Raw genomic sequence first — 23199 nt, 5'->3', positions numbered from 1 at the left:
GTGGTCATGCCGGCCCGCGCGCCCGCAGCCGAAGGCGAGGACGCGCTATCGGACAAGCGTCCGGTCAGTTCATCGTCGGGATGACGAACTCGGCCCCGTCCTTGATGCCGGACGGCCAGCGCGAGGTGACCGTCTTGGTCTTGGTGTAGAAGCGGAACGCGTCCGGACCGTGCTGGTTGAGGTCGCCGAAGGACGATGCCTTCCAGCCGCCGAACGTGTAGTAGGCGATCGGCACCGGGATCGGCACGTTGACGCCGACCATGCCGACCTGGACGCGCGAGGCGAAGTCGCGCGCGGCGTCGCCGTCGCGGGTAAAGATGGCGACGCCATTGCCCATCTCGTGGTCGTTGGCGAGCTTGATGGCGTTCTCGTAGGTCGGCGCGCGCACCACCGACAGCACCGGCCCGAAGATCTCTTCCTTGTAGATGCGCATGTCCGATGTGACGTTGTCGAACAGGCAGCCGCCCATATAGTAGCCGTTCTCGTAGCCCTGCATCTTGAAGCCGCGGCCGTCGACGACCAGCTTGGCGCCTTCCTTGACGCCGAGATCGACATAGCCCTTGACCCGCTCCAGCGCCTGAGCGGTGACCAGCGGGCCGAAATCGGCGGCGGAATCCGTGGAGGGGCCGACCTTCAGGCTTTCGACGCGCGGCACCAGTTTCTCCATCAGCCGGTTGGCGGTGTCGTTGCCGACCGGGACCGCCACCGAAATCGCCATGCAGCGCTCGCCGGCCGAGCCGTAGCCGGCGCCGATCAGCGCATCGACGGTCTGGTCCATGTCGGCGTCGGGCATGATGATCATGTGGTTTTTGGCGCCGCCGAAGCACTGCACGCGCTTGCCCGACGCGGTGCCGCGCGAATAGATGTAGTGAGCGATCGGTGTCGAGCCGACGAAGCCGATGGCCTTGATGTCGGGGTCGTCAAGGATGGCGTCGACGACTTCCTTGTCGCCGTTGACGACATTGAGGATGCCGGCAGGCAGGCCCGCCTCGATGAACAGCTCGGCGATGCGGATCGGCACGCCCGGGTCGCGTTCGGAGGGCTTCAGGATGAAGGCGTTGCCGCAGGCGATCGCAGGCGCGATCTTCCACAGCGGGATCATCGCCGGAAAGTTGAACGGCGTGATGCCGGCGACGACGCCGAGCGGCTGGCGCATCGAATAGACGTCGATGCCGGGGCCGGCACCGTCGGTGAATTCACCCTTCATCATGTGCGGCGCGCCGATGCAGACCTCGACCACTTCGAGGCCGCGCTGGATGTCGCCCCTGGCATCGGCGATGGTTTTGCCGTGCTCGCGCGCCAGGATGTCGGCCAGTTCGTCATAGTCGCGCGCGACCAGTTCAAGGAACTTCATCAGGACGCGCACCCGGCGCTGCGGGTTGGTCGCTGCCCATTTCGGCTGCGCCGCCTTGGCGTTCTCGACCGCCGCGCGCAGTTCCGCCTGCGAGGCCAGCGCCACCGTGCCGCGCACCGAGCCGTCCATCGGCTGCATCACGTCCTGCTTGCGGCCGCTGGTTCCTGCGACACGCTTGCCGCCAATGAAATGACCGTATTCGATCATGATGTCTCTCCCTGGGTTTGTGATGGGGCATTGTCCGCCTTTGGCAGGCCGATGGCAACGCGAGGGAGAACGCAACCGTTGTGCGGAGAATAGACAGCGGTTGACGGGAGAGCATCAATTCTCGCAAATGAGAAGGATCACAAAGACGAGGTCCAAGGATTGATAGGTTGAGTTCCTTCGCGCCCCCCTCTGTCCTGCCGGACGGTCTCCATGAACTGGGATGACGTCCGCATCTTTCTCGCCGTGGCGCGCGCCGGGCAAATCCTTGGCGCGGCGAAGCGCCTGGAACTCAATCACGCCACCGTCTCGCGCCGCATCGCCGCACTTGAAGACGCGCTGCGCACGAAACTCTTTCGCCGGCTGACCACCGGCAGCGAACTGACGCCCGCCGGCGAGCGCTTCCTCGACATTGCCGAGCGCATGGAGGGCGACATGATCGCCGCCCGCTCGACAATATCGGGCGAAGGCGACGACGTTTCGGGCACGGTGCGGATCGGCGCGCCGGACGGGTTTGGCGTCGCGTTCCTCGCCCGGCGCCTCGGCGCACTGACCGCGCTGCATCGTGAATTGACGATTCAGCTCGTACCGGTGCCGCGCTCCTTCTCCCTGTCTCGCCGCGAGGCCGACATTGCCATCACCGTCGAGCGGCCGACCGAGGGCCGGCTGGTAGCGGGCAAGCTGGTCGACTACTCGCTCGGCCTGTTTGCCTCGCGTGCCTATGCTGAAGCCCACGGCCTGCCCCAGACCGCTGCCGAGCTGGGACGGCACACATTGATCGGCTATGTGCCGGACCTCATCGTCAGCCCATCGCTCGACTACGCCGCCGAATTCAGCGCGGACTGGCGCACCAGCTTCGCCATTTCCTCCGCGCTCGGGCAGGCCGAAGCGGTGCGGTCGGGCGCCGGCATCGGCATCCTGCACACTTTCGTCGCCCGCTCGATGCCGGAACTGGTGGCCGTCGACGTGGTGGCGCCCATCCGCCGTGCCTACTGGCTGGTCTATCACGAATCGGTCAGGCCGCTGCGCCGCGTCCAGATCGTTGCCTCCTTCATTACAAAGGCGGTGGAGCGGGAGAGAAATCTTTTCGTCTGACGCATGTCGGCCATCGCGGCTTCTTCCACGACTCGGAGAACGGCATGATCGTGCTCGACCCCGCCTTCTACGCCAGGATGAAGCCGATTTATGACGAGTATCTCTCCCACTCCAACCCGGTCGCCACCGACGTGATGATCCCGTGGGCCTACCGGCTGCTGTTCGACGAGGGTTGGGTGAAACAGGCGTTCTGACGCGAAATCCGGTGGCGCGCCCAACGAAGGCGGGGCGAGCAGCGCCTATTTCAGATAGCGCTCCTGCGCCAGCGCGCGAGCGTCGATATCGGGCACTTTGTTCGAGATGATGTCGGCCAGCACCTTGGCCGAGCCGCAGGCCATGGTCCAGCCGAGCGTTCCATGGCCGGTGTTGAGGTAGAGATTGGAAAGCTCCGTGCGCCCGATCAGCGGCGGTCCGTCCGGCGTCATCGGCCGCAGCCCGCACCAGAACGTCGCCTCTCGCATGGCGCCGGCTCCCGGGAACAGGTCGCCGACCGAGTGCTCCAGCGTGCGCCGGCGCGATTCGTGCAGCCTGAGGTCGAAGCCGGAAATCTCGGCCGTGCCGCCGACGCGGATGCGGTCGCCGAGCCTCGTAATCGCAACCTTGTAGGTTTCGTCCATCACCGTCGACACCGGCGCGGCGGCGGCATCCTTGATCGGCACCGTGATCGAATAGCCCTTGACCGGATAGACCGGGATCGGCCGCTTCATCCGGCGCATGAAGTCCGCCGAATAGCTGCCCAGCGCCATCACATAAGCGTCGGCGGTCAGCCAGCCCTTGCTGGTGCTCATATTGTTGACGCGGTTGCGGCTGCGGATCACGCGCCATATCGTCGTGTCGTATTCGAACTTGACCCCGCGTGCCACGCAAAGCTCGGCCAGCCTGTCGGTGAACATCTTGCAGTCACCGGTCTCGTCGCCCGGCAGCCTCAGGCCGCCGACGAATTTCTCGCGCACCGCGGCCAGAGCCGGTTCCGCCGCGATGCAGCCGTCCTGGTCGAGGATTTCGTAGGGCACGCCATATCTCTTCAGCACCTCGACATCGCCTGATGTGCCGTCGAGCTGCTTTTGCGTGCGAAACAGCTGCAGCGTGCCCTGCGTCCGCTCGTCATAGGCGATGCCGGTCGCCTCGCGCAGCGCCTTCAGCGTATCGCGGCTGTATTCGGCCAGCGGCACCATGCGTGATTTGTTGACCGCGTAGCGTTCGGCTGTGCAGTTGCGCAGCATCTTGACCAGCCACGTCCACATATGCGGATCGAAGGCCGGCCGCACCACCAGCGGACCATGCTTCATCAGCAGCCATTTGATCGCCTTGAGGGGGATGCCGGGTCCGGCCCAAGGCGAGGCATAGCCGGGCGAAATCTCGCCGGCATTGGCGAAGCTGGTTTCCAGTCCCGGCCCTTTCTGGCGATCGATCACGGTCACCTCGTGGCCAGCCTCGGCGAGATAATAGGCCGTGGTCACCCCGATCACGCCACTGCCCAGCACCATGATTTTCATTCATTCACTCCTTGCCGCGCCGAGCGTCCTCAGGACGCCCGTGGACGCGGCCGTATTTTCGATTTGCGCATGACCCCAAGCGAAAATCGATGTCGATCTTCGAGACCAGGCGCTGTTGCCCATTCACGCCGCCGAGGGACCGGGGTCGTCTTCTTCTGTCTGCCGCATTCCGGCCGTCTCGCCAAGAGGCCGCCAATCGGCTGCGGCACTGTAGACGAGCCTGAGCCCGTGCGGTCGCCGCGCGTCAGCCTGGTCTTTCTGCCTGACCGTGCGCCGGGCAGCCTCCGGCTGGTAAAGCACGGCCTTGATCAGGATCGATTCCTGCCTGCCGTCGGCGTGTTCGACCGTTGCCGTCTGGCCTTGCGCCATGCCAAGCATGCAGAGCCCGCGCCTCGTTGCGACCGACAGGCTGGAGCCGACCGGCCCGCGCACCTCGTGCTGCACCAGGGTTCGCGTCTCGGCGGGACCGGCATCGACGCCGAACACCACCCTGCTGTTCAGCGTGACGATGTCGGGGCCGACCGAATCGATCGGCACGACATCGGCGCGTGAAAGCTTGTGTTCGAGCATGCGCACGATCGGATCCGCGAACGCCCGCCGGCGCTCCAGCATCACTTCGAGAACGGCGAAATCCTTCGTCGTCAGGCAGCAATTCGTGCTCGTCATCACCGCCTCCGCCATCAAGCTCGTTGCGGGCCGGAAGCAGGCGCATCGACGGCTTCGACGGTCACTGACAGTTCCCGGCCGCCACGAGCGTTCCAGCAAACCGCCTGCCCAACGCTGGCGCCGATGAGCGCGGTTCCCATCGGCGTCAGCACCGAAATGCGGTTCTCGGCTATGTCGGCCTCACCCGGATAGACCAGCATGATGCGCTGGGCGTCGCCGCTTTCGCCGCGCACGATCACCGTCGAACCCATTCGCACCACACCGGCCGGCATCGCCGCCGCGCTCCTGACGACGGCCCTGTCCATTTCCGAAAGCAGCTCCTCGGCCGTCTCGGGCGCGCGATCGAGCAAAGCCCTCGCCAGGCCCGTCAGCCTGTCATGGTCGGCGTCACTGATCAGAATATGGCTGTTTGGATGCAGTTCTTTTGCGTGTCGCATGGCAAACCTCATGGATCGGCGCATCGAGCGGATGCGCGCCTGCCGGCGCGCTGGCGACGGCGTGATGAAAGGCCGGCAGCCGCGAAGGGCTGTTCGGCTTGATGGCGGTTGTGGAAGTATGGATGCCCCGGTACGGACGGACGCCGGAAGGCGGCCGCGCCGGGGCTACGATCCCGCGATCGGGCAGACCCTGAAGAAGGTTTTGATATAAGCGAGCTTGCTCATGTGCCAAAGCTTGCCGAATGGCGCCCGCTTGTCAAGCGCGGCCAAACCGCTCAACCGCCCAGATAGCGCCGGTGAAAACGCGTTCCGAGGCTGGCCAGGATTTCATACCCGATGGTGCCGGCATGGTCGGCAGCATCGTCGACGCTCTGTGAGGGCCCTAGCAACTCCACCAGGTCGCCCTCTCCGAGCCGGCCGGGCGGCAAGGCGGAAATGTCGAGAATGATCGAATCCATCGACACGCGCCCGAGGAAAGGCAGGCGCACCGCCTCGAACCATGCGGCCGAAGCGGAGCGGCGCAGCCAGCCGTCCGCATAGCCGAATGAAATCGTCGCCAGGCTGAGCGGGCCCTGCGCATGGTAGCTGTGGCCATAGCCGACGCCAGTGCCCTTTTGGACACTGCGCGTCTGCGCCACCTTGGCCTGCAGCCGCACCACGGGCAGCATCGGGTTGGGTTCGCCAGGCGTCGGGTTGATGCCGTAGAGGGCGGCACCGGGCCGGGCGAGATCGCAATGATAGGGCGGGCCTAGAAAGATGCCGGAGGAGTTGGCAAGCGAGGCCGGCGCCACGGGGAGCATGGCACGCAACCGCTCGAATGCCAGCCTCTGCTGTTCATTGGCCGGGTGGCGCGGTTCATCGGCACAGGCCAGGTGGCTCATCACATATCTGACGTCGATGCCATCGAACGCGCCGACATCCCCGGCCACCGCCTCGACCTCGGCTGGCGCCATCCCAAGCCGCGACATGCCGCTGTCGACCTGGACGGCAGCAGGGAGCCGGCGCCCGGCGCGGTGTGCCGCTGCGCGCCAGGCTTGCAACTGTGCGCCACTGTTGATGACAGCGCACAAGCCAGCCGCCACCGCTTCCGGCTCGGCACCCGGCGGCAGCCCGTTCAGCACGTAGATGTCTGGCCCGGCCCCCACCGCCTTGCGCAGCGCGATGCCTTCGGACAGCAGCGCGACGAAGAAGATGTCGCAGCCTTCCTTCATCAGCGCCGATGCCACTTGCGCGGCGCCGAGACCGTAGCCGTTGGCCTTGACCACGCCCGCGCAGCGCACGCCGCCCAGCCGCGCCTTCAGCCGCCGGTAATTTTCGCGGATCGCGCCAAGGTCGATGGTGAGGATGGCCCCGGCAGCAGCCTCGCTTGTGACGTCGGCTTCTTCGGGCAGCGATCTTTTGGGGGCGTCGTGCATGGCGACCCTTCTTGTGGCGGATGGATATCAATATGACGGTCGAACCGGCGCGGCAACCGCGGGCGTTTGAACTGCGGCCGCGGCCCGTCCAGCTATGGCACAAGGTGACGGAACGCCGTCACCACGTCTTCATAGACCTTGCGCTTGAACGGCACGATCAGGCCGGGCAGATCCTGCATCGGCCGCCACGACCATTTGTCGAATTCGGCGGTGTGGCCGCCCGGCGGCGGATTGATCTGGATCTCGCTGGTATCGCCATGGAAGCGGAAGGCGAACCATCGCTGCGTCTGACCCCGATAGCGCCCCTTGAAGGCGACGCCGACGAGGTTGTCCGGCAGATCATAGTTGATCCAATCCGGCGCCTCGGCGAGCAGCGAGACGCTGCGCATGCCGGTCTCCTCATAGAGCTCCCGCTGCGCCGCCTGTAGCGGCTCCTCGCCCTTGTCGATGCCGCCTTGCGGCATCTGCCAGAGCTGCGTGGTGCCGGCGAACTCGCTGTCCGGCTCGGCGATGCGATGGCCGACCCAGACCAGGCCCTCGGCGTTGAGGATCATCAGCCCGACACAGGGACGGTAGGGCAGCGTCTCGCGGTCGACCTTCTTCGTCTTCGGCATCATTCAGTCTTTCAAGCTGTTTCCCGGTGGCTAGCCCTTTTGCGGATCGATCGCCACCGCTGAAATCGGCACGATCTCGATGCCGCGTTTCTTGGCCTCGGCCGCCCATGACGACACCGTGTCGACCGTCAGGTCGAAAGCCGACCCGATGCCGACGGCGGTGCCCTTGGCACGGGCGGTCGCCTCCAGGCTGTCCAGTTTCTTCAGGATTGCGCCGCGATCCTGCAGGGCGTCGATCGCCGTGTCTCCGGCGACGAAGGGCACGCCGTCCTTCAGCGCCAGATCCGGCGCCAGGCTTCGCGCCGACGAGCCGTCGTCGATATAGGCGAGCCCGCGCTTGCCGAGCTCGGCCATGAACGGCTCCATGGCCGCCGGGTCGGCGGAGAACCGCGCGCCCATATAGTTCATGACGCCGGTATAATTCGTCGTCCGCGACAGCGCCCAGCGCAGGCTCTTCAGGTTCTCTTCCGCGCTCGCCGCCACCGTCAGCGTGTTGCGCCCGGGGTTGACGTTGGGATAGTCGAAAGGTTCGAGCGGCACCTGCATGACGATCTCATGGCCGCTCTGCCGGGCGGCCTGCATCCAGCGGCCGATACTGTTGCCTTGCGGCGCGAAGGCCAGCGTCACTTCCGCCGGCAGCTTGGCGATGGCCGCCTGGGTGCCGGTCTGTGAAACAGCGAGCCCGCCGATGACGATCGCCACGCGGGCGCCGCGCGCGCCAGACCATGGCCGCGCATAGACATCGAACGGCCGCCTTCCGTCTGCGGCGCGCATCGGCAAGGGGCCGGCATCGCTGGCCTCGATCAGCGCCCTGTCGGGAATATGCGCGATCTTCAGGTTCTGGCCGATGGTCGACGGATCACGGATGACGATTGCCGCCTTGGGCGGACCATCGCCTTCCTCCGTCTGCACATGGATGATCTGCGGGCCTCCAGCCTTGGCCGGCATTTCCGCCTTTGGCGTCGTGACCGGCGCCAAAGCGGACGGCGCAGCGGTCGGCTCCGGTACCATCTTCGGGGTCGAAACGGCGACTTCCTGGGGCTTGCGGAATGGCTTGTCCCTGAGCGCGATCGCGCCGGAGACGCCGACAATCGCCAGCACGACGAACGCAGCCACGAGCGCACCCGCGCTGACCTTGCCGGCGGTGCGCGGCGGACGGACAGTCAGCCCGAGCGGTCGTTCGATGTCCTTGCCGATATCAGCCAAGCCCTGTCCCCGTCCGCATGGCTTCGAACATGGAACCCTTTCGAAGACATGCGCGAATTCTTCATCCCGGCGCACCCTGGCGCCCTGCAGCGAGGGATTCGCCTTGCCCCCGAATCAAACTGCCGGAACCTTTCGGTCCCGGCAGCATCGCATTGCTTCCATCGGGCGGCCAGACCCGTTGTTGGCCGCCACCTGTTACTGGTTGAGGACGGCCTTCTGCGGATTGGGCGGGAAGGACGGATCGGTCTTCTGGCCGCGCAGCAGCTGCTCGGCATAGATGAGCTGGAGGTCGTCCTTCGGATCCGGCGGCACATAGGCTGCCGAGCCCGAACCGGTCGAACTCTCGTCGGCACCCTTGATGTGGCCCTTGAGATCGGATTCGCCGCGCGTCAGGTCCCTGCCCTGCAGTTCCGGCGGCAGCGGCTGGTCGACCTTGATGTCGGGCGTGATGCCCTTGCCCTGGATCGACTTGCCGGACGGCGTGTAATAGAGCGCCGTCGTCAGCCTGAGCGCGCCATTCTCGCCAAGCGGGATGATGGTCTGCACCGAGCCCTTGCCGAAGGACTGCGTGCCGACCACCGTGGCGCGGCGCAGGTCTTGCAGCGCGCCGGCGACGATTTCGGACGCACTGGCCGATCCGCCATTGACCAGCACGATCAGCGGCTTGCCGCCGATATCGTCGACCTGCTTGGACTTGGCGTCGAAGCGGGTGACATCCTTCGGATCGCGACCGCGCGTCGACACGATCTCGCCGCGGTTGAGGAAGGCGTCCGATACGCTTACCGCCTGGTCGAGCAGACCGCCGGGATTGAGGCGCAGGTCGAGCACATAGCCCTTGAGCTTGTCGTTCGGCACCTGCTTCTTGATGGTGTCGATGGCATTCTCGAGGTCGTCATAGGTCTTTTCGGTGAAGGAGGTGATCTTCATGTAGCCGATGTCGTTCTCGACCCGGAACTTGACCGCCTTGACCTTGATGATGTCGCGCACCACCGTCAGCTCGATCGGCTTGTCGGCGCCCTGGCGCAGGATGGTGAGCTTGATCGGCGTGTTGACCAGGCCGCGCATCTTGTCGACCGCGTCGTTCAGCGTCAGGCCACGAACCTCCTCACCGTCGATCTTGGCGATATAATCGCCGGCCAGCACACCCGCCTTGGCGGCCGGCGTATCGTCGATCGGCGTGATCACCTTGACCAGGTCGTTCTCCATGGTGACCTCGATGCCGAGGCCGCCGAACTCACCCTTGGTCTGCACGCGCATGTCCTGCGCCTGCTCGGCGTTCATGTAGGAGGAGTGGGGGTCGAGCGAGGCAAGCATGCCGTTGATGGCGTTCTCGACCAGCGACTTGTCGTCGGGCGGCGTCACATACTGCGCCCGCACCCGCTCGAAGATATCGCCGAAGATCGCCAGTTGCTTGTAGGTCTCCGACCCCGCAGCGTTCGCTGCCGAGCCGGGCGCGCCATAGACCAGGCTCATGGCGGACGCGCCCATCAGCGCACCGGCAAACAGAAGCGACAGTTTCCGCATCATTTCACGTCCTTCCAGAAAAACGGTCCGCCCACCATGGGGCCGGATCGACGGGTTTTCCATCCTTGCGGAACTCGACATAGAGCTCCGGCGTGGCATTTCCATTCTTCGAAGCCGAGGTGCTTGCCACCCGGGCCTCTCCCATCGCACCGACCGGCTCTCCTGCGAGCACTGATTGGCCGGTGGCGACGCTGATTCTGCTCATCCCCGCCAGGACGACATGATAACCGTCGCCGGCATTCAGGATCAAGAGTTGACCGTAGGAGCGAAACGGCCCCGCATAAAGCACATTCCCATCCGCCGGTGCGGTGACGATGGCGCCCGATTGTGTCGCAACCATGTCCCCAAGCATCACCGCGCCGTTACCGTCTTCGGCGCCGAACCGGCGTTTGATGCGGCCGATGACCGGCAGCGCGATCTGTCCTTGCAGCGCCGAGAAGGGTGCCGCCGCGGCAAGCCGGTTGGCCTCGGGAAGCGGCAGCGACGCCGTCAGATCGCCGCCCGCCTTATCCCCGCCTGCCTTGTCGCCGCCGGCTCGGCCGGCATCCGCAGCCTTCGCGGCATCCGCAGCCTTTGCGGCCTCCGCGGCCTTGCGGTTGCGCTCGGCCTGCGCTTCGAGCGAAGCGATCAACTCCTTCAGGCTGCTGGCCTTGGCCGCAAGCGTCTCGGAATGCTGTCGCTCGGCCGACAACTGCGCCTGCGTGTCGGCTTCGAGCTTCTGCTTGGCTTCCAGCAGCATGCCGAGCCGCTTCTTCTCCGCCGTCTGCTCGCCGACCGCCGCCGTCAGCCGTGCCCGCTCGGCCTCGATCGAGGCCGTCACCCTCGTCTGCTCCTTGAGGTCGGCCAGGAGCCTGTCGGTCTGCTGGCGCAATTCAGGCACCACGGCGCCAAGCAAAATGGCGCTGCGCACCGACGACAGCGCGTCCTCCGGCTTGACCAGGATCGCCGGCGGCGGGTTCAGCCCCATGCGCTGCAATGCGCCCAGCACCTCCGCCAGCACGTCGCGCCGCGCCATCAACGAGGCGCGGATCTTCTGCTGCTGGGTCTTCAGCCCTTCCAGCTTGGCGCCGATGTCCTCGATGTCCTGCCCAAGCTTCTGCTCGGTCATCGCCGACTGGATCAGCGCGGCGGTGATCGAAGCGTGGTCCTTCTTGACCGCGGCAATGTCGGCGGCGAGCTTGGCCAATCGTTCGGACGATAGGCTTATCTCCTTGGAGATCTGTTCGTATTCGGCGCGGCTCTGGTCCGGATCGGGGGCCATGTCGAGCGTGTTCTCGGCCCACACGGCATTGAACGACAAGATGACTGCCGCCGCCGCGATGCCGCAGCGCGCGCGCCAGGAGCCCGCTGTCGATGAGCCCGTCGTCGATTTCCAGCCTTCAGCCATGCGGGATGGACTCTATCTGCGGCTTCGTTAACGAACCATCAACCATATTAATGCGCATCGCCCAAAACTGTGCAGCGGTTTCGCACACCGGTTAACAAAACAGGAAAAGCCGGCCCAAAGCCGTGATCTTGCGCGGCATTGGGGCGGAATTCGGTGCGATGCGACCTTCAGGCTCTGTGATAGGGGTGGCCGGACAGGATCGTCGAGACCCTGTAAAGCTGCTCTGCCAGCATCACCCGCACCAATTGGTGCGGCCATGTCAGCGCACCGAAAGACATCACCAGCTCGGCCTGGGCGCGCAGCGATGGATCGTGGCCGTCGGCGCCGCCTATGGCCAGCGCCAGCGCCTTGCGACCGGCGTCGCGCAACTGCCCGATGCGGCCGGCGAACTCTTCCGAGGACAGGTTCTTGCCGCGCTCGTCGAGCAGGACCAGCGCCGAGCCGGGCTGCAACTGCGCCTGCAGCCTTGCGCCTTCATCGCGCCGACGTTCATCGGCGTTCTGGGCGCGGCCTTCGGTGATCTCGGCGATGCCGGAGAATTCGAGGCCGACAGCCGGGCCGCTCTTGGAGAAACGCTCGAAATAGCGGTCGGCGAGTTCTCTCTCGGGGCCGCTTTTCATCCGGCCCACGGCATGAACGGTAATCTTCATCCTCGCCTCAGAGGGCCGCCGATGCGTGTCGCCCGAAAATCGTCAATAGGCCTGGAACCACGGCACGCATCCGAACCAACCGGCTCAGTGCAGGGTCTCTTCCTCGAGGTCCGGCGCCTGCCACATCTTTTCGAGATTGTAGAATTCGCGGACTTCGGGGCGGAAGACATGGACGATGATGTCGCCTGAATCGATCAGGACCCAGTCGGCGCCGGACAGCCCCTCGACGCGCGCCGTGCCGAGGCCGGCATCCTTCAACGCCTTGAGGAGATGGTCGGCAACAGCCGAGACATGGCGGTGTGATCGGCCCGACGCGACGACCATGTAGTCGCCGAGGCTCGATTTTCCCTGAATGTCGATTGAGACGATGTTTTCGGCCTTGGAGTCTTCCAGACTGGCAAGGACTGTGTTGATGGCGCGGGACACGGCGTCGTTTACGCTGATCCCGGCCGGCGAAGGCACAATGTCGGCCTTCTTCCGCAGTGCTGTTCTCAGTGTATTTCCTTTCGCAGCAAGAACAACCAAATCACCCTGAAAGCAGGTGACACCGCTTAGATAGGCAGAGTTCCGTTGCAGTTTCAAGACGGAGCCCCGCTTCCATGCGAACTCATTGAGCCCCCGCTTGTTCCGCGCGACACGCAAAAGATCGGAACCCAGGCGTTCCGCAGCGGTTATCGGCTGATTGATCAACCGGAATCCCATTATGCCGATCGACCCGCAAAATGCCCTCCTTACCGTGCAGGCGGGGCTCTCTCAACTCAGCGCACTCATTGTCTCCTATTCCCTCTCGGCGGTCGGCGCCGTCATCCTTCTGGTTGTCGGCTACATCGTCGCCGGCTTTGCCGAGCGTTCGATTTTTGCCGGCCTGGGCCACATCCATGGCTTTGACCAGACGCTGCGGCACTTCTTTTCCAAGATCGTCCGCTACGCCATCCTCGTCCTCGTCGTCATCATGGTGCTCGGCCAGTTCGGCGTGCAGACGGCCTCGATCATCGCCGCGATCGGCGCCATCGGCCTGGCCATCGGCCTGGCGCTGCAAGGCACGCTGCAGAACATCGCCGCCGGCATCATGCTTTTGGCATTGCGGCCGTTCCGCATCGGCGAATCCGTCGAAGTCGGGTCCATTGCCGGCTCGGTCGAGGAAATCGGCCTCTTCGCCACCAAGCTCCGGACAGCCGAAGGCGTCTACATCCTGGCGCCCAACTCGACGCTGTGGAACCAGCCGGTGCGCAATTTTTCGCGCAACGGCGTGCGGCGCGGCGACATCACGCTCTCGATCGGTTCCTGGAACGACATCGACCGCGCCCAGAAGACGCTGCTTGCGATCGCCGCCGCCGAGCGCCGCATCAAGCGTGAGCCGGCGCCGACCGCCTTTGTCGCGGCATTGGGCGAAAGCACCGTCTCGATCACCTTGCGCTATTGGACATCATCGGCGGATTTCTTCGCCGCCCAGGCCGATCTCACCAAGCGGGCCAAGCAGGAGTTCGACCGCGAACGCATATCGATCCCGCTGCCGCCACCGCAGGCCCCGGCACCGGAAACCCGCCGGCAATAGTCAATCGCCCCTGTGCCGGTGCTGTTCGTCCGGCGCGAAGGCGAGTTCCACCGGCAGTGGCGCCTGCGCCGTCATCGGCGCGAAGCTGCCGGTTTCGGTTGCCGGCACCGGCCGCGTGGTGAACACGCGCAAAAGCACGAACAGGCAGAAGACGCAGGCGATGACCACAGTCACATAGATGAAGGCCTGCGTGCCGAAGACGGCCGACAGCGCGGTCACTATGCCCGGCACGATGAAGCCGGACAGCGACCAGGCAAACAACAGCGAACTCGACAGCGCCACCATGTCGTCCTTGCCGGCGCGGTCGGCGGCATGCGCACTGGCCAACGAGTAGATCGATTCCGAGGCGCCGTCCCACATCACATAGACCACCAGCAGCAGTGCCAGCGTACCGCCGTCGAAGCCGAGCGCGAACATCCCTGCCGCCGCGGCGATCGCGGACGCCGCTACCAGCACATAGCGGCGATCGGTGCGGTCGGAAATCCAGCCGAGCGGAACCTGCAGGATCAGCGTGCCGAGCGGCATCACCGACAGCAACAGCGCCACGTCGGCCTGGCTGTACCCTTTCGCGGTGGCGTGGATCGGCGCGAAGCCGGAAATCGACATGGACAGGCCACCGACCGCCAGCATGCCGGCGACGCCGACCGGCGAAATCCGCCAGGCCCGGCGCAGCGCCACCGATGCCGCCTGCGGCGCCGGCGGCTGGGCCAGCCGGGTCATCCCGACGGGCAGGATGGATAGCGCGGTGAAGGCTATGCCGATCAACGATGCACCCGCCGTCCTGATGTCGACCAGCGCCAGCGTCGCATAGCCGATGCCGAGCCCGCCGACATAGGCGACGTAGAAGACGGCCATTACCCTGCCGCGTATGGCGTTGGCGACGGCATCGTTGAGCCAGCTCTGCGCGACGATGAAAAGCCCGCATATGGCAAAGCCGTAGAGAGCGCGCGCCGCGATCCACGACAGGGGGTGCGGGCCGGCGCCGATTGCGGCATTCGACAGCGCGATCAGCGCCGACAGCACCATGAAGGCGCGGGCATGGCCAACCCTGCGCACCAGCGGCCCGGTCAGGATGCAGCCTGCGAGGCCGCCGGCCGACAGGCCGGTGACGATCAGACCGGCCCAGGTCGGATCGAAGCCTTCCACCCCGAGTCGGACAGGAATGTAGGCGAACATCAGCCCGTTGCCGATGGCGATCAGCGCCATCGACACCACGACGCTGGCAATCGCGATCAGCGGCGTGGGCGTGTCGCCGTGCCTCGATTCCGCTTCGATCTGGTTTTTCACGAGAGTGGTCATGTCAGCGCAAGATCATCCATTCGATGACGAAAGGCCGCCGTAAAAGCGACATTGCCGGACTTGCCTTCTTCCTTGCGAAGAAAGGGCGCCGTGCGTGCCGATCAGCCTTTGGCCTGCTTGCGGATAGCCGTCGACGATAGCGACGAGCGTGGGCCGTGGATGAAGGTCCAAGCGGGCGCTTTCATGCGCGCGAGCCTTGGCGCATCGCCTTCGTCGACGCGGGCATAGTCGAAGGTCTTGGCCACGACCGACGACAGGAACGACAGCGTCGCACCCGGACGGTCGATGACCGCGATCGGGAAGGTCATGACGATTTCGCGCCAGCGCTGCCAGCGGTGGAAATCGCGCAATGAGTCGGCGCCCATGATCCAGACGAAGTCGACGCCGGGATTGCGCGCCTTGACCAGCGCCAGCGCGTCGGCGGTGTAGCGCACATGATGCGCCGCTTCGAAGGCGGTGACCTTGATCTTCGGGTTCTTGGCAATCCGTTCGGACAGGCGCAGCCGTTCGGCCAGCGGCGCCAGCTCGTGCGTGTTCTTCAGCGGATTGCCCGGGGTGACCATCCACCACAGCTGATCGAGAGCCAGACGCCTGAGCGCGATCTCGGCGACGAGCGCGTGGCCGGCATGCGGCGGATTGAACGAGCCGCCGAACAGGCCGACGGCAAGGCCTTTGCCGGCATGCGGCATTTTGAGGTAGCTGGACGGGATAGGTTGCTCAGACGGGGAAAGCATGGTGCTAGGTGCCCCCCTCTGTCCTGCCGGACATCTCCCCCTCAAGGGGGGAGATTGGCAACGTCACCGACTGCAGAAATTCTGCGACGACAGCGATTGGCGAAATCAGAAACAACAGCCGATCTCCCCCCTTGAGGGGGAGATGCCCGGCAGGGCAGAGGGGGGTCCGCGCGCACACGCCTCTCAGACTCTAACGGCGAAAAACGTCAAGGCCTCACCTGTCCCGAGCCGCGCACGCGGTATTTGAACGAGGTCAGCTGCTCGACGCCAACGGGCCCGCGCGCGTGCATCTTGCCGGTGGCGATGCCGATCTCGGCGCCCATGCCGAACTCGCCGCCATCGGCGAACTGTGTCGAGGCGTTGTGCAACAGGATCGCCGAGTCGATCTCGTTGAAGAACCGTTCCACCGCTTGCGCATCCTCGGCGACGATCGCCTCGGTATGGTGTGAGGAGAAAGTCTCGATATGCTCGATCGCGCCGTCGACGCCGTCGACCAGCTTCACCGCGATGACGGCGTCCAGATATTCGGTGACCCAGTCGGCATCGGTCGCCGGCTTGGCATCGAAGAACAGCTTCAGCACCTCGGCATCGGCATGGATCTCGCAGCCGGCGGCACGCAAGGCGTCGAGGATCGGCACCAGGTGGGTGGAGGCAACCGCACGGTCGACCAGCAGCGTTTCGGCCGCGCCGCAGACGCCGGTGCGCCGCATCTTGGCGTTGACGGCGATGCCGACCGCCATGTCGAGCTTGGCCGAGCGGTCGACATAGAGATGGCAGATGCCTTCCAGATGCGCGAAGACCGGCACCCGCGCCTCGGTCTGCACCCGCTCGACCAGGCTCTTGCCGCCACGCGGGATGATGACGTCGAGATTGCCGCCGAGGCCTTTCAGCATTTCGCCGACGGCGGCGCGGTCGGTGGTCGGCACAAGCTGGATGGCGTCCTGCGGCAGGCCGGCTGCCTTCAAGCCGTCGACCAGGCAGGCGTGGATCACCGACGACGAGTTCAGCGAATCCGAGCCGCCGCGCAGGATCACCGGGTTGCCGGCCTTGAGGCAGAGCGCGCCGGCATCCGCCGTGACGTTCGGGCGGCTCTCGTAGATGACGCCGATGACGCCGAGCGGCGTGCGCACGCGTTCGATCCTGAGGCCGTTCGGCCGCTCCCAACTGGCGATCACGTCGCCGACGGGATCGCCGAGTTCGGCAATCTCGCGAATGCCTTCGGCCATGGCGCGGATGCGGGCGGGATTGAGCTTCAGCCGGTCCATGGAAGACCCCGACAGTCCGGCTTCATGACCGTTCGCGATGTCGATGGCGTTGGCGTCGAGCATGGCTCGCTCGTGGGCGATGATCGCCTCCGCCATGGCGGCCAGTGCCGCGTTCTTGGCGGCTGTCGTGGCGATGGCCAGCGGTCGTGCGGCGGCGCGGGCACGACGGCCGAGGTCGGCCATTGTCGCCACTGTATCGTTCCGGGATTTTTCATGCAGCTTCAGCATGGCTCATCCTCCGCTCGTTACTTGGTCGCCCGCGAGGCTGACCACAAGGTCGTCGCGGTGGATCATCGCCGAACGCGCCTCGTAGCCGAGCACGGTCTCGATTTCGGTCGTCTTCAGGCCTGCGATCCTTACGGCATCCGCGGCATCGTAGGCAACCAGCCCGCGGGCGATCTCGCGGCCCTCGGGCGACAGGATCGCCACCGTATCGCCGCGCGAGAAATTGCCGCTGACCAGCTTGACGCCGGCCGGCAGCAGCGACTTGCCCGATGTCAGCGCCCCGACGGCGCCGGCATCGACGGTGAGCCTTCCCGCCGGTTCGAGCTGGCCGGCGATCCAGCTCTTGTAGCCTTTCACGGGGTTGGCGCTCGGCCGGAAGAAGGTGGCGCGCTCGCCGCGCTCGATCGCCATCAGCGGCGAAAGCCGCGTGCCGGCGGTAATGATCATGGCGGTGCCGGCCGCGGTGGCGATCTTGCCGGCGTCGAGCTTCGTGCGCATGCCGCCGCGCGACAGTTCGGAAGCCGCGGCGCCCGCCATCGCCTCGATTTCAGGCGTGATGCGGTCGACCACCGCGACGAATTTGGCCTCCGGGTCACGCGCCGGCGGCGCGGTGTAGAGCCCGTCGATATCGGAGAGCAGCACCAAAAGGTCGGCGCCCATCATCGTTGCCACCCGCGCCGCCAGCCGGTCATTGTCGCCATAGCGGATCTCGGAGGTCGCCACGGTGTCGTTCTCGTTGATGACGGGCACCGCCTTCATCTTCAACAGCGTCGAGATCGTCGCCCGGGCGTTGAGGTAGCGGCGGCGCTCCTCGGTGTCGCCAAGCGTGAGCAGGATCTGGCCCGATTTCAGCCCGCCCTTGCCGAGCGCATCCGACCAGGCGCCGGCCAGCGCGATCTGCCCGACGGCGGCCGCCGCCTGGCTCTCCTCGAGCTTCAGCGCCCTTTTTCCGAGGTCGAGAATGGTACGGCCAAGCGCGATGGCGCCCGACGACACGACCAGGATTTCCGCACCGCCCTGAGCCAGCACGGCGATGTCGTCGGCCAGCGAGGCCAGCCAGTCGCGCTTCAGCCCGGCCGTGCGGTCCACCAGAAGCGCCGAACCGATCTTGACGGTGATGCGCCGGTATTTCTTCAGCGACTGCATGGCCTTACTTTTCCCAGCGCGTCTCGATCGGGGCGGCGATCTGCGCGCGGGCCTCCGCGATCACCGCCATCAGCGCGCGCTGCACCGCCTCGACACCTTCGCCGGTGACGGCCGACAGCAGCATCGGCGCGCGGCCGGCGGCGCGCTTCAGCGAGGCGATTTTTTTCTTGCGCTCATCCGCATCGAGCGTATCGACCTGTGAAAGGGCCAATATCTCGGCCTTGTCGGTCAGGCCGTGGCCATAGGCTTCGAGCTCGGCGCGCACCGTCTTGTAGGCCTTGCCGGGGTTCTCCTCCTGTGCCGACACCAGGTGCAACAGCACGCGCGTGCGCTCGACATGGCCAAGGAAACGGTCGCCAATGCCGACGCCCTCATGCGCGCCCTCGATGAGGCCGGGAATGTCGGCGATGACGAATTCACGCGCATCGATGCGCGCCACCCCCAGGCCTGGATGCAGCGTGGTGAAGGGATAATCGGCGATCTTCGGCTTGGCGGCGGTGACGGCGGCGAGAAAGGTCGATTTGCCGGCATTGGGCAGCCCGACCAGCCCGGCATCGGCGATCAGCTTCAGCCTGAGCCAGATGTTGAGCTCCTCGCCGGGCTGACCCGGATTGGCGCGGCGCGGCGCCTGGTTGGTCGAGGTCTTGAAATGCTGGTTGCCGAAGCCGCCATTGCCGCCCTTGGCCAGCAGGAAGCGCTGGCCGACCACGGTGAGATCGCAGATCAGCGTCTCGTTGTCCTCTTCGAACACCTGCGTTCCAGCCGGCACTTCCAGCGTGACGTCGGCACCCTTGGCGCCGGTCATGTTGCGGCCCATGCCATGGGTGCCGGTCTTGGCCTTGAAATGCTGCTGGTAGCGGTAGTCGATCAGCGTGTTCAGCCCGTCGACCGCTTCCAGCCAGACGTCGCCGCCGCGTCCGCCATCGCCGCCGTCCGGTCCACCGAACTCGATGAATTTCTCGCGCCGGAACGACACCGAACCGGCGCCCCCGTCGCCGGAGCGGACATAGACCTTGGCTTGATCGAGAAATTTCATCGGACAGCAGTTTCTTTATTGGCCTTGCGGCATTGCTCTAAACCTTGCGCCTTGCTCTAAACCAAGGCGCGGCGAAGGGCGAGGCCGTTTTATGACGATGGCCGCGCGGGGTTGGCCGGAGATGACGGATGAAGCTTGTAACCTACAACATCCAGTACGGCATCGGTCTTGACGGGCAGTACGATGTCGCGCGCATCACTGAGGCCGTGCGCGGGGCCGACGTGATCGCGCTGCAAGAGGTCACACGCAACAATCCCAGGAACGGCGGACGCGACATGGTCGCCGAGATCGGCGAGGCGCTGCCTGACTATTTCGCCGTCTACGGCAGCAATTTCGAGGCCAATATCGGCTCGCGCATCGAAAACGGCCGCGCCATCACCACTACCTTCCAGCTCGGCAACATGGTGCTGTCGAAGACGCCCATTCATCTTTCGCGCAACCTGCTCCTGCCGCGCAGCCGCAGCTTCGAGATGATGAACTTCCAGCGCGGCGCGCTGGAGGCGCTGATCGAGACGCCGCTTGGTTTCATCCGCTTCTATTCCATCCATCTCGATCACCGCAGCCCGGTCGAGCGCGCCAGCCAGATCCAGTTCCTGCGCCGGCGCCTGTTGAACTATGCGCTTGAAGGCGGCGCGCTGTCCGGCGTCGCCGAGATCGGCCTGCCGGAACTGCCGCATCCCGAGGCCTTCGTCGGCATGGGCGACTTCAACATGCTGGCCGGATCGCCCGAATATGTCGAACTCGCCGGCCGGCCGGACCACGAATTCGGCATGCCGCTGACCGCTGATTTCGCCGTGGATGCCGCCCTGCGCCTCAATGTCGCCGGCGACGATCTCGTCAGCTGGGTCGACCCCAAGGACCCCGGCAATACCGACCGTCACAAGCGCATCGACTATATCTTCACCAGCGCCTCGCTTGCCCGGTCGCTGAAGCGCCTGTGGGTCGACCGAAAGGCTGTCGGCTCTGACCATCTGCCGGTCTGGGTCGAAATGGGCTGACGGTTCTTCATCCGGCTGCGTTTTCGCGTTCGACGATCGCCATCATGATCGTATCGCCATATTGTCCGTCGATACAGATAGCGTCGCTTTGCACACCCTCCCTGACAAACCCGACCTTGTCGTAGAGAGCGATGGCGCGGGCATTGTCGGCATGTACGCACAGCTCGACGCGGACAAAGCCGACCTTGCGTGCCTGCGTCAGCGTCGCTTTGATAAGCCGCAGTCCAAGGCCACGTCCGCGATGGGAGGCGACAATTCCCATTCCGAGGGTGCCGCGATGGGCATGGATGAGCCGGTCATGGCGTGAGATATCGCACCAACCGACAACCTCGCCACGAACAACGGCGATGAAACCTGGATCGCCTCCCGCGATGCGGTCCAACACGAATCGTCGGGTTTGATCCAGTGGTGGCGCCTCGAGGAAGGACAGGTACTTCCGCTCACGCGCGACGAGATCAAGCGCGCGATGAAAGCTTTCGATGTCACCCGGCGTTATCGGCGCGATCGTTTCAAGATCGTTGCTTTCATCGACCATTGGCTTGCTCGGCGCCATCCATCAGAAATGCACCCAGTTGCGCAGGCTGGTCCATGTCTTCCGGTCGAGCCGGTAACGCTCGACCGGCACCTGGCCGGCGACGATCGAGTTGAGCATGCCCTGGCCGGCATACTGGAAGCCGCATTTGTGGATCACCCGGCGCGAGGCCGGATTGATGACCCGCGTCGAGGCATGCAGCACCTGGATGCTTGTGCGCTGGAACGCGAGATCGACCAGGGCGTGCGACGCCTCGGTGGCGAAGCCGCGCTTCCAGTAGGGTTCTCCGATCCAGTAGCCGAGCTCCAGTCCGCGGTCGGTGGTGTTCAATCCGGCGCAGCCGACGAAGGTTTCGGTGCCGGCCAGCGTCAGCGCATAGGCGATGCCGGCGCGGCGCGACTTGGTCATGGCCAGGAAAGCGCGTGCCTCGGCCTCGCCATAGGGATGCGGCATGCGCGCCAGCATCTCGGCCACATGACGGTTGTCGGCGAGCTCGACCAGTTGCGCGATATCGCTTTCGCGCGGAGACCGCATCACCAGCCGCTCGGTGACCAGCACCGGGCAATCGATCGCATAACTTTCGTCTTCTGAGTCTTCCGCTTCGGCAACCATGTCAAAGTCCTCCAGGCACAAGAAAAAGGGGAGATGGAAACCCATCTCCCCTGATCCTTTTCCTGGCTTTGCCAAACCTTCTGGCTTCCAGACACCGGTTCCCGAGATGGGCTGCCGGTGTTGTGGTGCGGAACCGGCTACTCCGCTGCTTTGGTAATCGGGTTGACCGATACGTAGGTTCGGCCGTTGGCTTTTTTGTTGAACGTCACGGCGCCGGCTTCGAGCGCGAAAAGGGTGTGATCCGTACCCATCCCGACGTTGACGCCGGGATGCCAGGTGGTGCCGCGTTGACGGATGATGATGTTGCCCGGGATGACGGCTTCGCCGCCGAACTTCTTCACGCCCAGACGCTTGGAATGCGAGTCGCGACCGTTGCGCGACGAGCCGCCAGCTTTCTTGTGTGCCATCTAACTAACTCCGATGCGCCCCAAGGGCGCTTGAATGGTCTTATGAACGCGTTCGCGTTCCGTTTCAAGTCCGATCCGGCGACGTTTCGCGCCGGTTCGCCTTACTTCTTTGCCAGTTCCTTGGCCTGCTCGCGCCAGTCCTTGATCTGGTCGGCGCTGAACGGCATGTTCTCGTCGATCTTGGCGACATCCTTCTCCGTCAGCTTGGCGAGCTGCGCGAAGGTGATGATGCCCTGTTCGTTGAGATCCTTTGCGGCGACCGGGCCGATGCCCTTGATCACGGTCAGATCGTCCGGCTCGCCCTTCGGCGCCTTGAACAGCGGCGCTGCCGCGGTCTCGGCCTTGGCCTCTTCCTTCGGGGCGTCCTTCTTGGCCTTGGCTTCCTTCGGCGCCGCGTCGGCGGCTACCTCGGCCTTGGCTTCCGCCTTGGCAGCGGTCTTCTTGGCCGGCTTGGCGCCGCCCAGCAGGATCTCGGAGATCCGGACCGTGGTCAGCAACTGGCGATGGCCGATCTTGCGGCGCGAATTCTGGCGGCGGCGCTTCTTGAAGGCGATGACCGTGCGGTTCTTGCCCTGCTCGACGACTTCGGCGGTGACAACCGCGCCGTCGACGAACGGTGCGCCGAACGTGACATTCTCGCCCTCGCCATGCGCGAGCACGTGGCCGATCTCGACGATATCGCCGACATTGGCTTCGACTTTTTCGATCTTCAGGAGATCGTTGGCGGCGACGCGATACTGCTTGCCGCCCGTTTTGATGACTGCGAACATTTTTTGCCTTTCGCTGTTCGGTCGGCCTCGATGAACCGCCTGTGGCGGTTCGGCCGTCTTTTTGTCAGTCTGCGGGTTCAAAAAACAAGCGGCGCGGAAGAACCCTCCACGCCGATTGCGCGCTGTCCCTAACCGAAGGTTTGTTGCGAGTCAAGGCAAACGGGCAGATTCTCGGGGCAACGAATCCGGGCTGACGGGTTCCTTCGGAGCTTTCGTCGGCGCGCTGTTGATGGAGTCTTGAACGGAAAAACCCGCCTGTGCGGCGGGTCCCTGGCACAACTCAGCACCATACCCAGATATCTACCATAGTTGCCTTCACCCCGTCAAGAAAAAATTCCTATTAGGAGGTCGCCGGCGCTGCCGGACTGGCGTCCCCAGGCCTCTTTAACCCGAGTTCGAAATCCTGGCCGGATTCGTGGCCGGCGAAGTGGCCGGCGTCGTCGATCGCGGTCGGGATGGCGTCGCTCCGGGCCCGCCTCTGACGCAAGCTGAGTTTCCGGCGGATTTGGCCTTGTAACCTGCCCGTTCAGCCGTTATCTAGTGCGCCGCGCCGGCAACGGCCGACCATGACC

24 protein-coding genes are annotated in these 23199 nt (G+C 65.0%); 4 read left to right on the top strand and 20 right to left on the bottom strand.

Translation table 11 applies throughout. The features are described from left to right. Positions 1-64: 64 nt before the first annotated feature. Positions 65-1561 carry a CoA-acylating methylmalonate-semialdehyde dehydrogenase gene (locus LB566_RS16785; protein WP_224625202.1) on the bottom strand — a complete coding sequence of 499 codons (1497 nt, stop codon included), beginning with the start codon at positions 1559-1561 and terminating at the stop codon, positions 65-67. A gap of 210 nt (positions 1562-1771) precedes the next feature. Here LB566_RS16785 and LB566_RS16780 point away from each other — a divergent pair, with 210 nt between their 5' ends. After that, complete coding sequence (locus LB566_RS16780; protein ID WP_140550806.1) at positions 1772-2653, top strand: LysR family transcriptional regulator; 882 nt, start codon at positions 1772-1774, stop codon at positions 2651-2653. A 44-nt stretch (positions 2654-2697) separates the two neighbouring features. Continuing rightward, entirely contained in the window at positions 2698-2847 is a 150-nt protein-coding gene (locus tag LB566_RS16775; RefSeq protein WP_224625201.1) for a hypothetical protein, read from the top strand. A 45-nt stretch (positions 2848-2892) separates the two neighbouring features. Here LB566_RS16775 and LB566_RS16770 read toward each other — a convergent pair whose 3' ends face one another. The 10 genes from LB566_RS16770 to rsfS form a co-directional block, all read right to left on the bottom strand. Then, positions 2893-4149 carry a D-amino acid dehydrogenase gene (locus tag LB566_RS16770; protein WP_140566787.1) on the bottom strand — a complete coding sequence of 419 codons (1257 nt, stop codon included), beginning with the start codon at positions 4147-4149 and terminating at the stop codon, positions 2893-2895. 123 nt (positions 4150-4272) lie between these two features. Continuing rightward, the gene (locus LB566_RS16765; RefSeq protein WP_224625200.1) at positions 4273-4815 is read right to left on the bottom strand and encodes a nucleoside-diphosphate kinase; all 543 of its coding nucleotides are present in this window, start codon (positions 4813-4815) and stop codon (positions 4273-4275) included. A gap of 14 nt (positions 4816-4829) precedes the next feature. Further along, on the bottom strand, positions 4830-5252 hold the full coding sequence (gene rnk / locus LB566_RS16760) for a nucleoside diphosphate kinase regulator (protein WP_224625199.1): 423 nt from the start codon (positions 5250-5252) through the stop codon (positions 4830-4832). Between the two features lie 275 nt (positions 5253-5527). Further along, positions 5528-6667 carry an alanine racemase gene (gene alr, locus LB566_RS16755; protein WP_224625198.1) on the bottom strand — a complete coding sequence of 380 codons (1140 nt, stop codon included), beginning with the start codon at positions 6665-6667 and terminating at the stop codon, positions 5528-5530. Between the two features lie 92 nt (positions 6668-6759). Beyond that, positions 6760-7281 (bottom strand): RNA pyrophosphohydrolase, encoded by a 522-nt coding sequence (locus LB566_RS16750; protein ID WP_224625273.1) that lies wholly within the window; start codon positions 7279-7281, stop codon positions 6760-6762. A gap of 30 nt (positions 7282-7311) precedes the next feature. Continuing rightward, positions 7312-8487 (bottom strand): divergent polysaccharide deacetylase family protein, encoded by a 1176-nt coding sequence (locus LB566_RS16745; RefSeq protein ID WP_224625197.1) that lies wholly within the window; start codon positions 8485-8487, stop codon positions 7312-7314. A gap of 195 nt (positions 8488-8682) precedes the next feature. Beyond that, positions 8683-10014 carry a S41 family peptidase gene (locus LB566_RS16740; protein ID WP_181168618.1) on the bottom strand — a complete coding sequence of 444 codons (1332 nt, stop codon included), beginning with the start codon at positions 10012-10014 and terminating at the stop codon, positions 8683-8685. A gap of 1 nt (position 10015) precedes the next feature. Next, positions 10016-11398 carry a murein hydrolase activator EnvC family protein gene (locus tag LB566_RS16735; RefSeq protein ID WP_224625196.1) on the bottom strand — a complete coding sequence of 461 codons (1383 nt, stop codon included), beginning with the start codon at positions 11396-11398 and terminating at the stop codon, positions 10016-10018. 167 nt (positions 11399-11565) lie between these two features. Beyond that, entirely contained in the window at positions 11566-12048 is a 483-nt protein-coding gene (gene rlmH / locus LB566_RS16730; protein WP_140550799.1) for a 23S rRNA (pseudouridine(1915)-N(3))-methyltransferase RlmH, read from the bottom strand. 84 nt (positions 12049-12132) lie between these two features. Next, complete coding sequence (gene rsfS / locus LB566_RS16725) at positions 12133-12510, bottom strand: ribosome silencing factor (RefSeq protein WP_010912111.1); 378 nt, start codon at positions 12508-12510, stop codon at positions 12133-12135. A 241-nt stretch (positions 12511-12751) separates the two neighbouring features. Between rsfS and LB566_RS16720 the strand changes: the two genes are divergently transcribed. Then, on the top strand, positions 12752-13603 hold the full coding sequence (locus LB566_RS16720) for a mechanosensitive ion channel family protein (protein WP_224625195.1): 852 nt from the start codon (positions 12752-12754) through the stop codon (positions 13601-13603). Here LB566_RS16720 and LB566_RS16715 read toward each other — a convergent pair whose 3' ends face one another. The 5 genes from LB566_RS16715 to obgE form a co-directional block, all read right to left on the bottom strand. After that, positions 13604-14902, bottom strand: a complete 1299-nt coding sequence (locus tag LB566_RS16715) for an MFS transporter (protein ID WP_224625194.1) — start codon at positions 14900-14902, stop codon at positions 13604-13606. 101 nt (positions 14903-15003) lie between these two features. After that, positions 15004-15591 carry a nicotinate-nucleotide adenylyltransferase gene (locus LB566_RS16710; RefSeq protein ID WP_140550949.1) on the bottom strand — a complete coding sequence of 196 codons (588 nt, stop codon included), beginning with the start codon at positions 15589-15591 and terminating at the stop codon, positions 15004-15006. Positions 15592-15842: 251 nt separating this feature from the next. Then, a complete protein-coding gene (locus tag LB566_RS16705) occupies positions 15843-17129 on the bottom strand; it encodes a glutamate-5-semialdehyde dehydrogenase (protein ID WP_224625193.1) in 1287 nt (428 codons plus the stop codon). A gap of 3 nt (positions 17130-17132) precedes the next feature. After that, positions 17133-18272 (bottom strand): glutamate 5-kinase, encoded by a 1140-nt coding sequence (gene proB, locus LB566_RS16700; protein WP_140517608.1) that lies wholly within the window; start codon positions 18270-18272, stop codon positions 17133-17135. Between the two features lie 4 nt (positions 18273-18276). Next, positions 18277-19308, bottom strand: a complete 1032-nt coding sequence (gene obgE, locus LB566_RS16695; RefSeq protein ID WP_224625192.1) for a GTPase ObgE — start codon at positions 19306-19308, stop codon at positions 18277-18279. A 128-nt stretch (positions 19309-19436) separates the two neighbouring features. Between obgE and LB566_RS16690 the strand changes: the two genes are divergently transcribed. Further along, positions 19437-20306 (top strand): endonuclease/exonuclease/phosphatase family protein, encoded by an 870-nt coding sequence (locus LB566_RS16690; protein WP_224625191.1) that lies wholly within the window; start codon positions 19437-19439, stop codon positions 20304-20306. Positions 20307-20313: 7 nt separating this feature from the next. Here the strand turns inward: LB566_RS16690 and LB566_RS16685 are convergent, their stop codons facing one another. The 4 genes from LB566_RS16685 to LB566_RS16670 form a co-directional block, all read right to left on the bottom strand. Next, complete coding sequence (locus tag LB566_RS16685; protein WP_224625190.1) at positions 20314-20841, bottom strand: GNAT family N-acetyltransferase; 528 nt, start codon at positions 20839-20841, stop codon at positions 20314-20316. A 21-nt stretch (positions 20842-20862) separates the two neighbouring features. After that, positions 20863-21450 carry a GNAT family N-acetyltransferase gene (locus LB566_RS16680; protein ID WP_224625189.1) on the bottom strand — a complete coding sequence of 196 codons (588 nt, stop codon included), beginning with the start codon at positions 21448-21450 and terminating at the stop codon, positions 20863-20865. A 137-nt stretch (positions 21451-21587) separates the two neighbouring features. Next, a complete protein-coding gene (gene rpmA / locus LB566_RS16675) occupies positions 21588-21857 on the bottom strand; it encodes a 50S ribosomal protein L27 (RefSeq protein ID WP_140493012.1) in 270 nt (89 codons plus the stop codon). A 101-nt stretch (positions 21858-21958) separates the two neighbouring features. Further along, positions 21959-22627: a 50S ribosomal protein L21 gene (locus LB566_RS16670; protein ID WP_140493007.1), complete on the bottom strand. Its 669-nt coding sequence runs from the start codon at positions 22625-22627 to the stop codon at positions 21959-21961. Positions 22628-23199: the final 572 nt, after the last annotated feature.

The sequence above is a fragment of the Mesorhizobium sp. CA13 genome (assembly GCF_020165235.1).
Lineage (GTDB): Bacteria > Pseudomonadota > Alphaproteobacteria > Rhizobiales > Rhizobiaceae > Mesorhizobium.
This window is presented reverse-complemented; position numbering and strand designations above follow the sequence as displayed.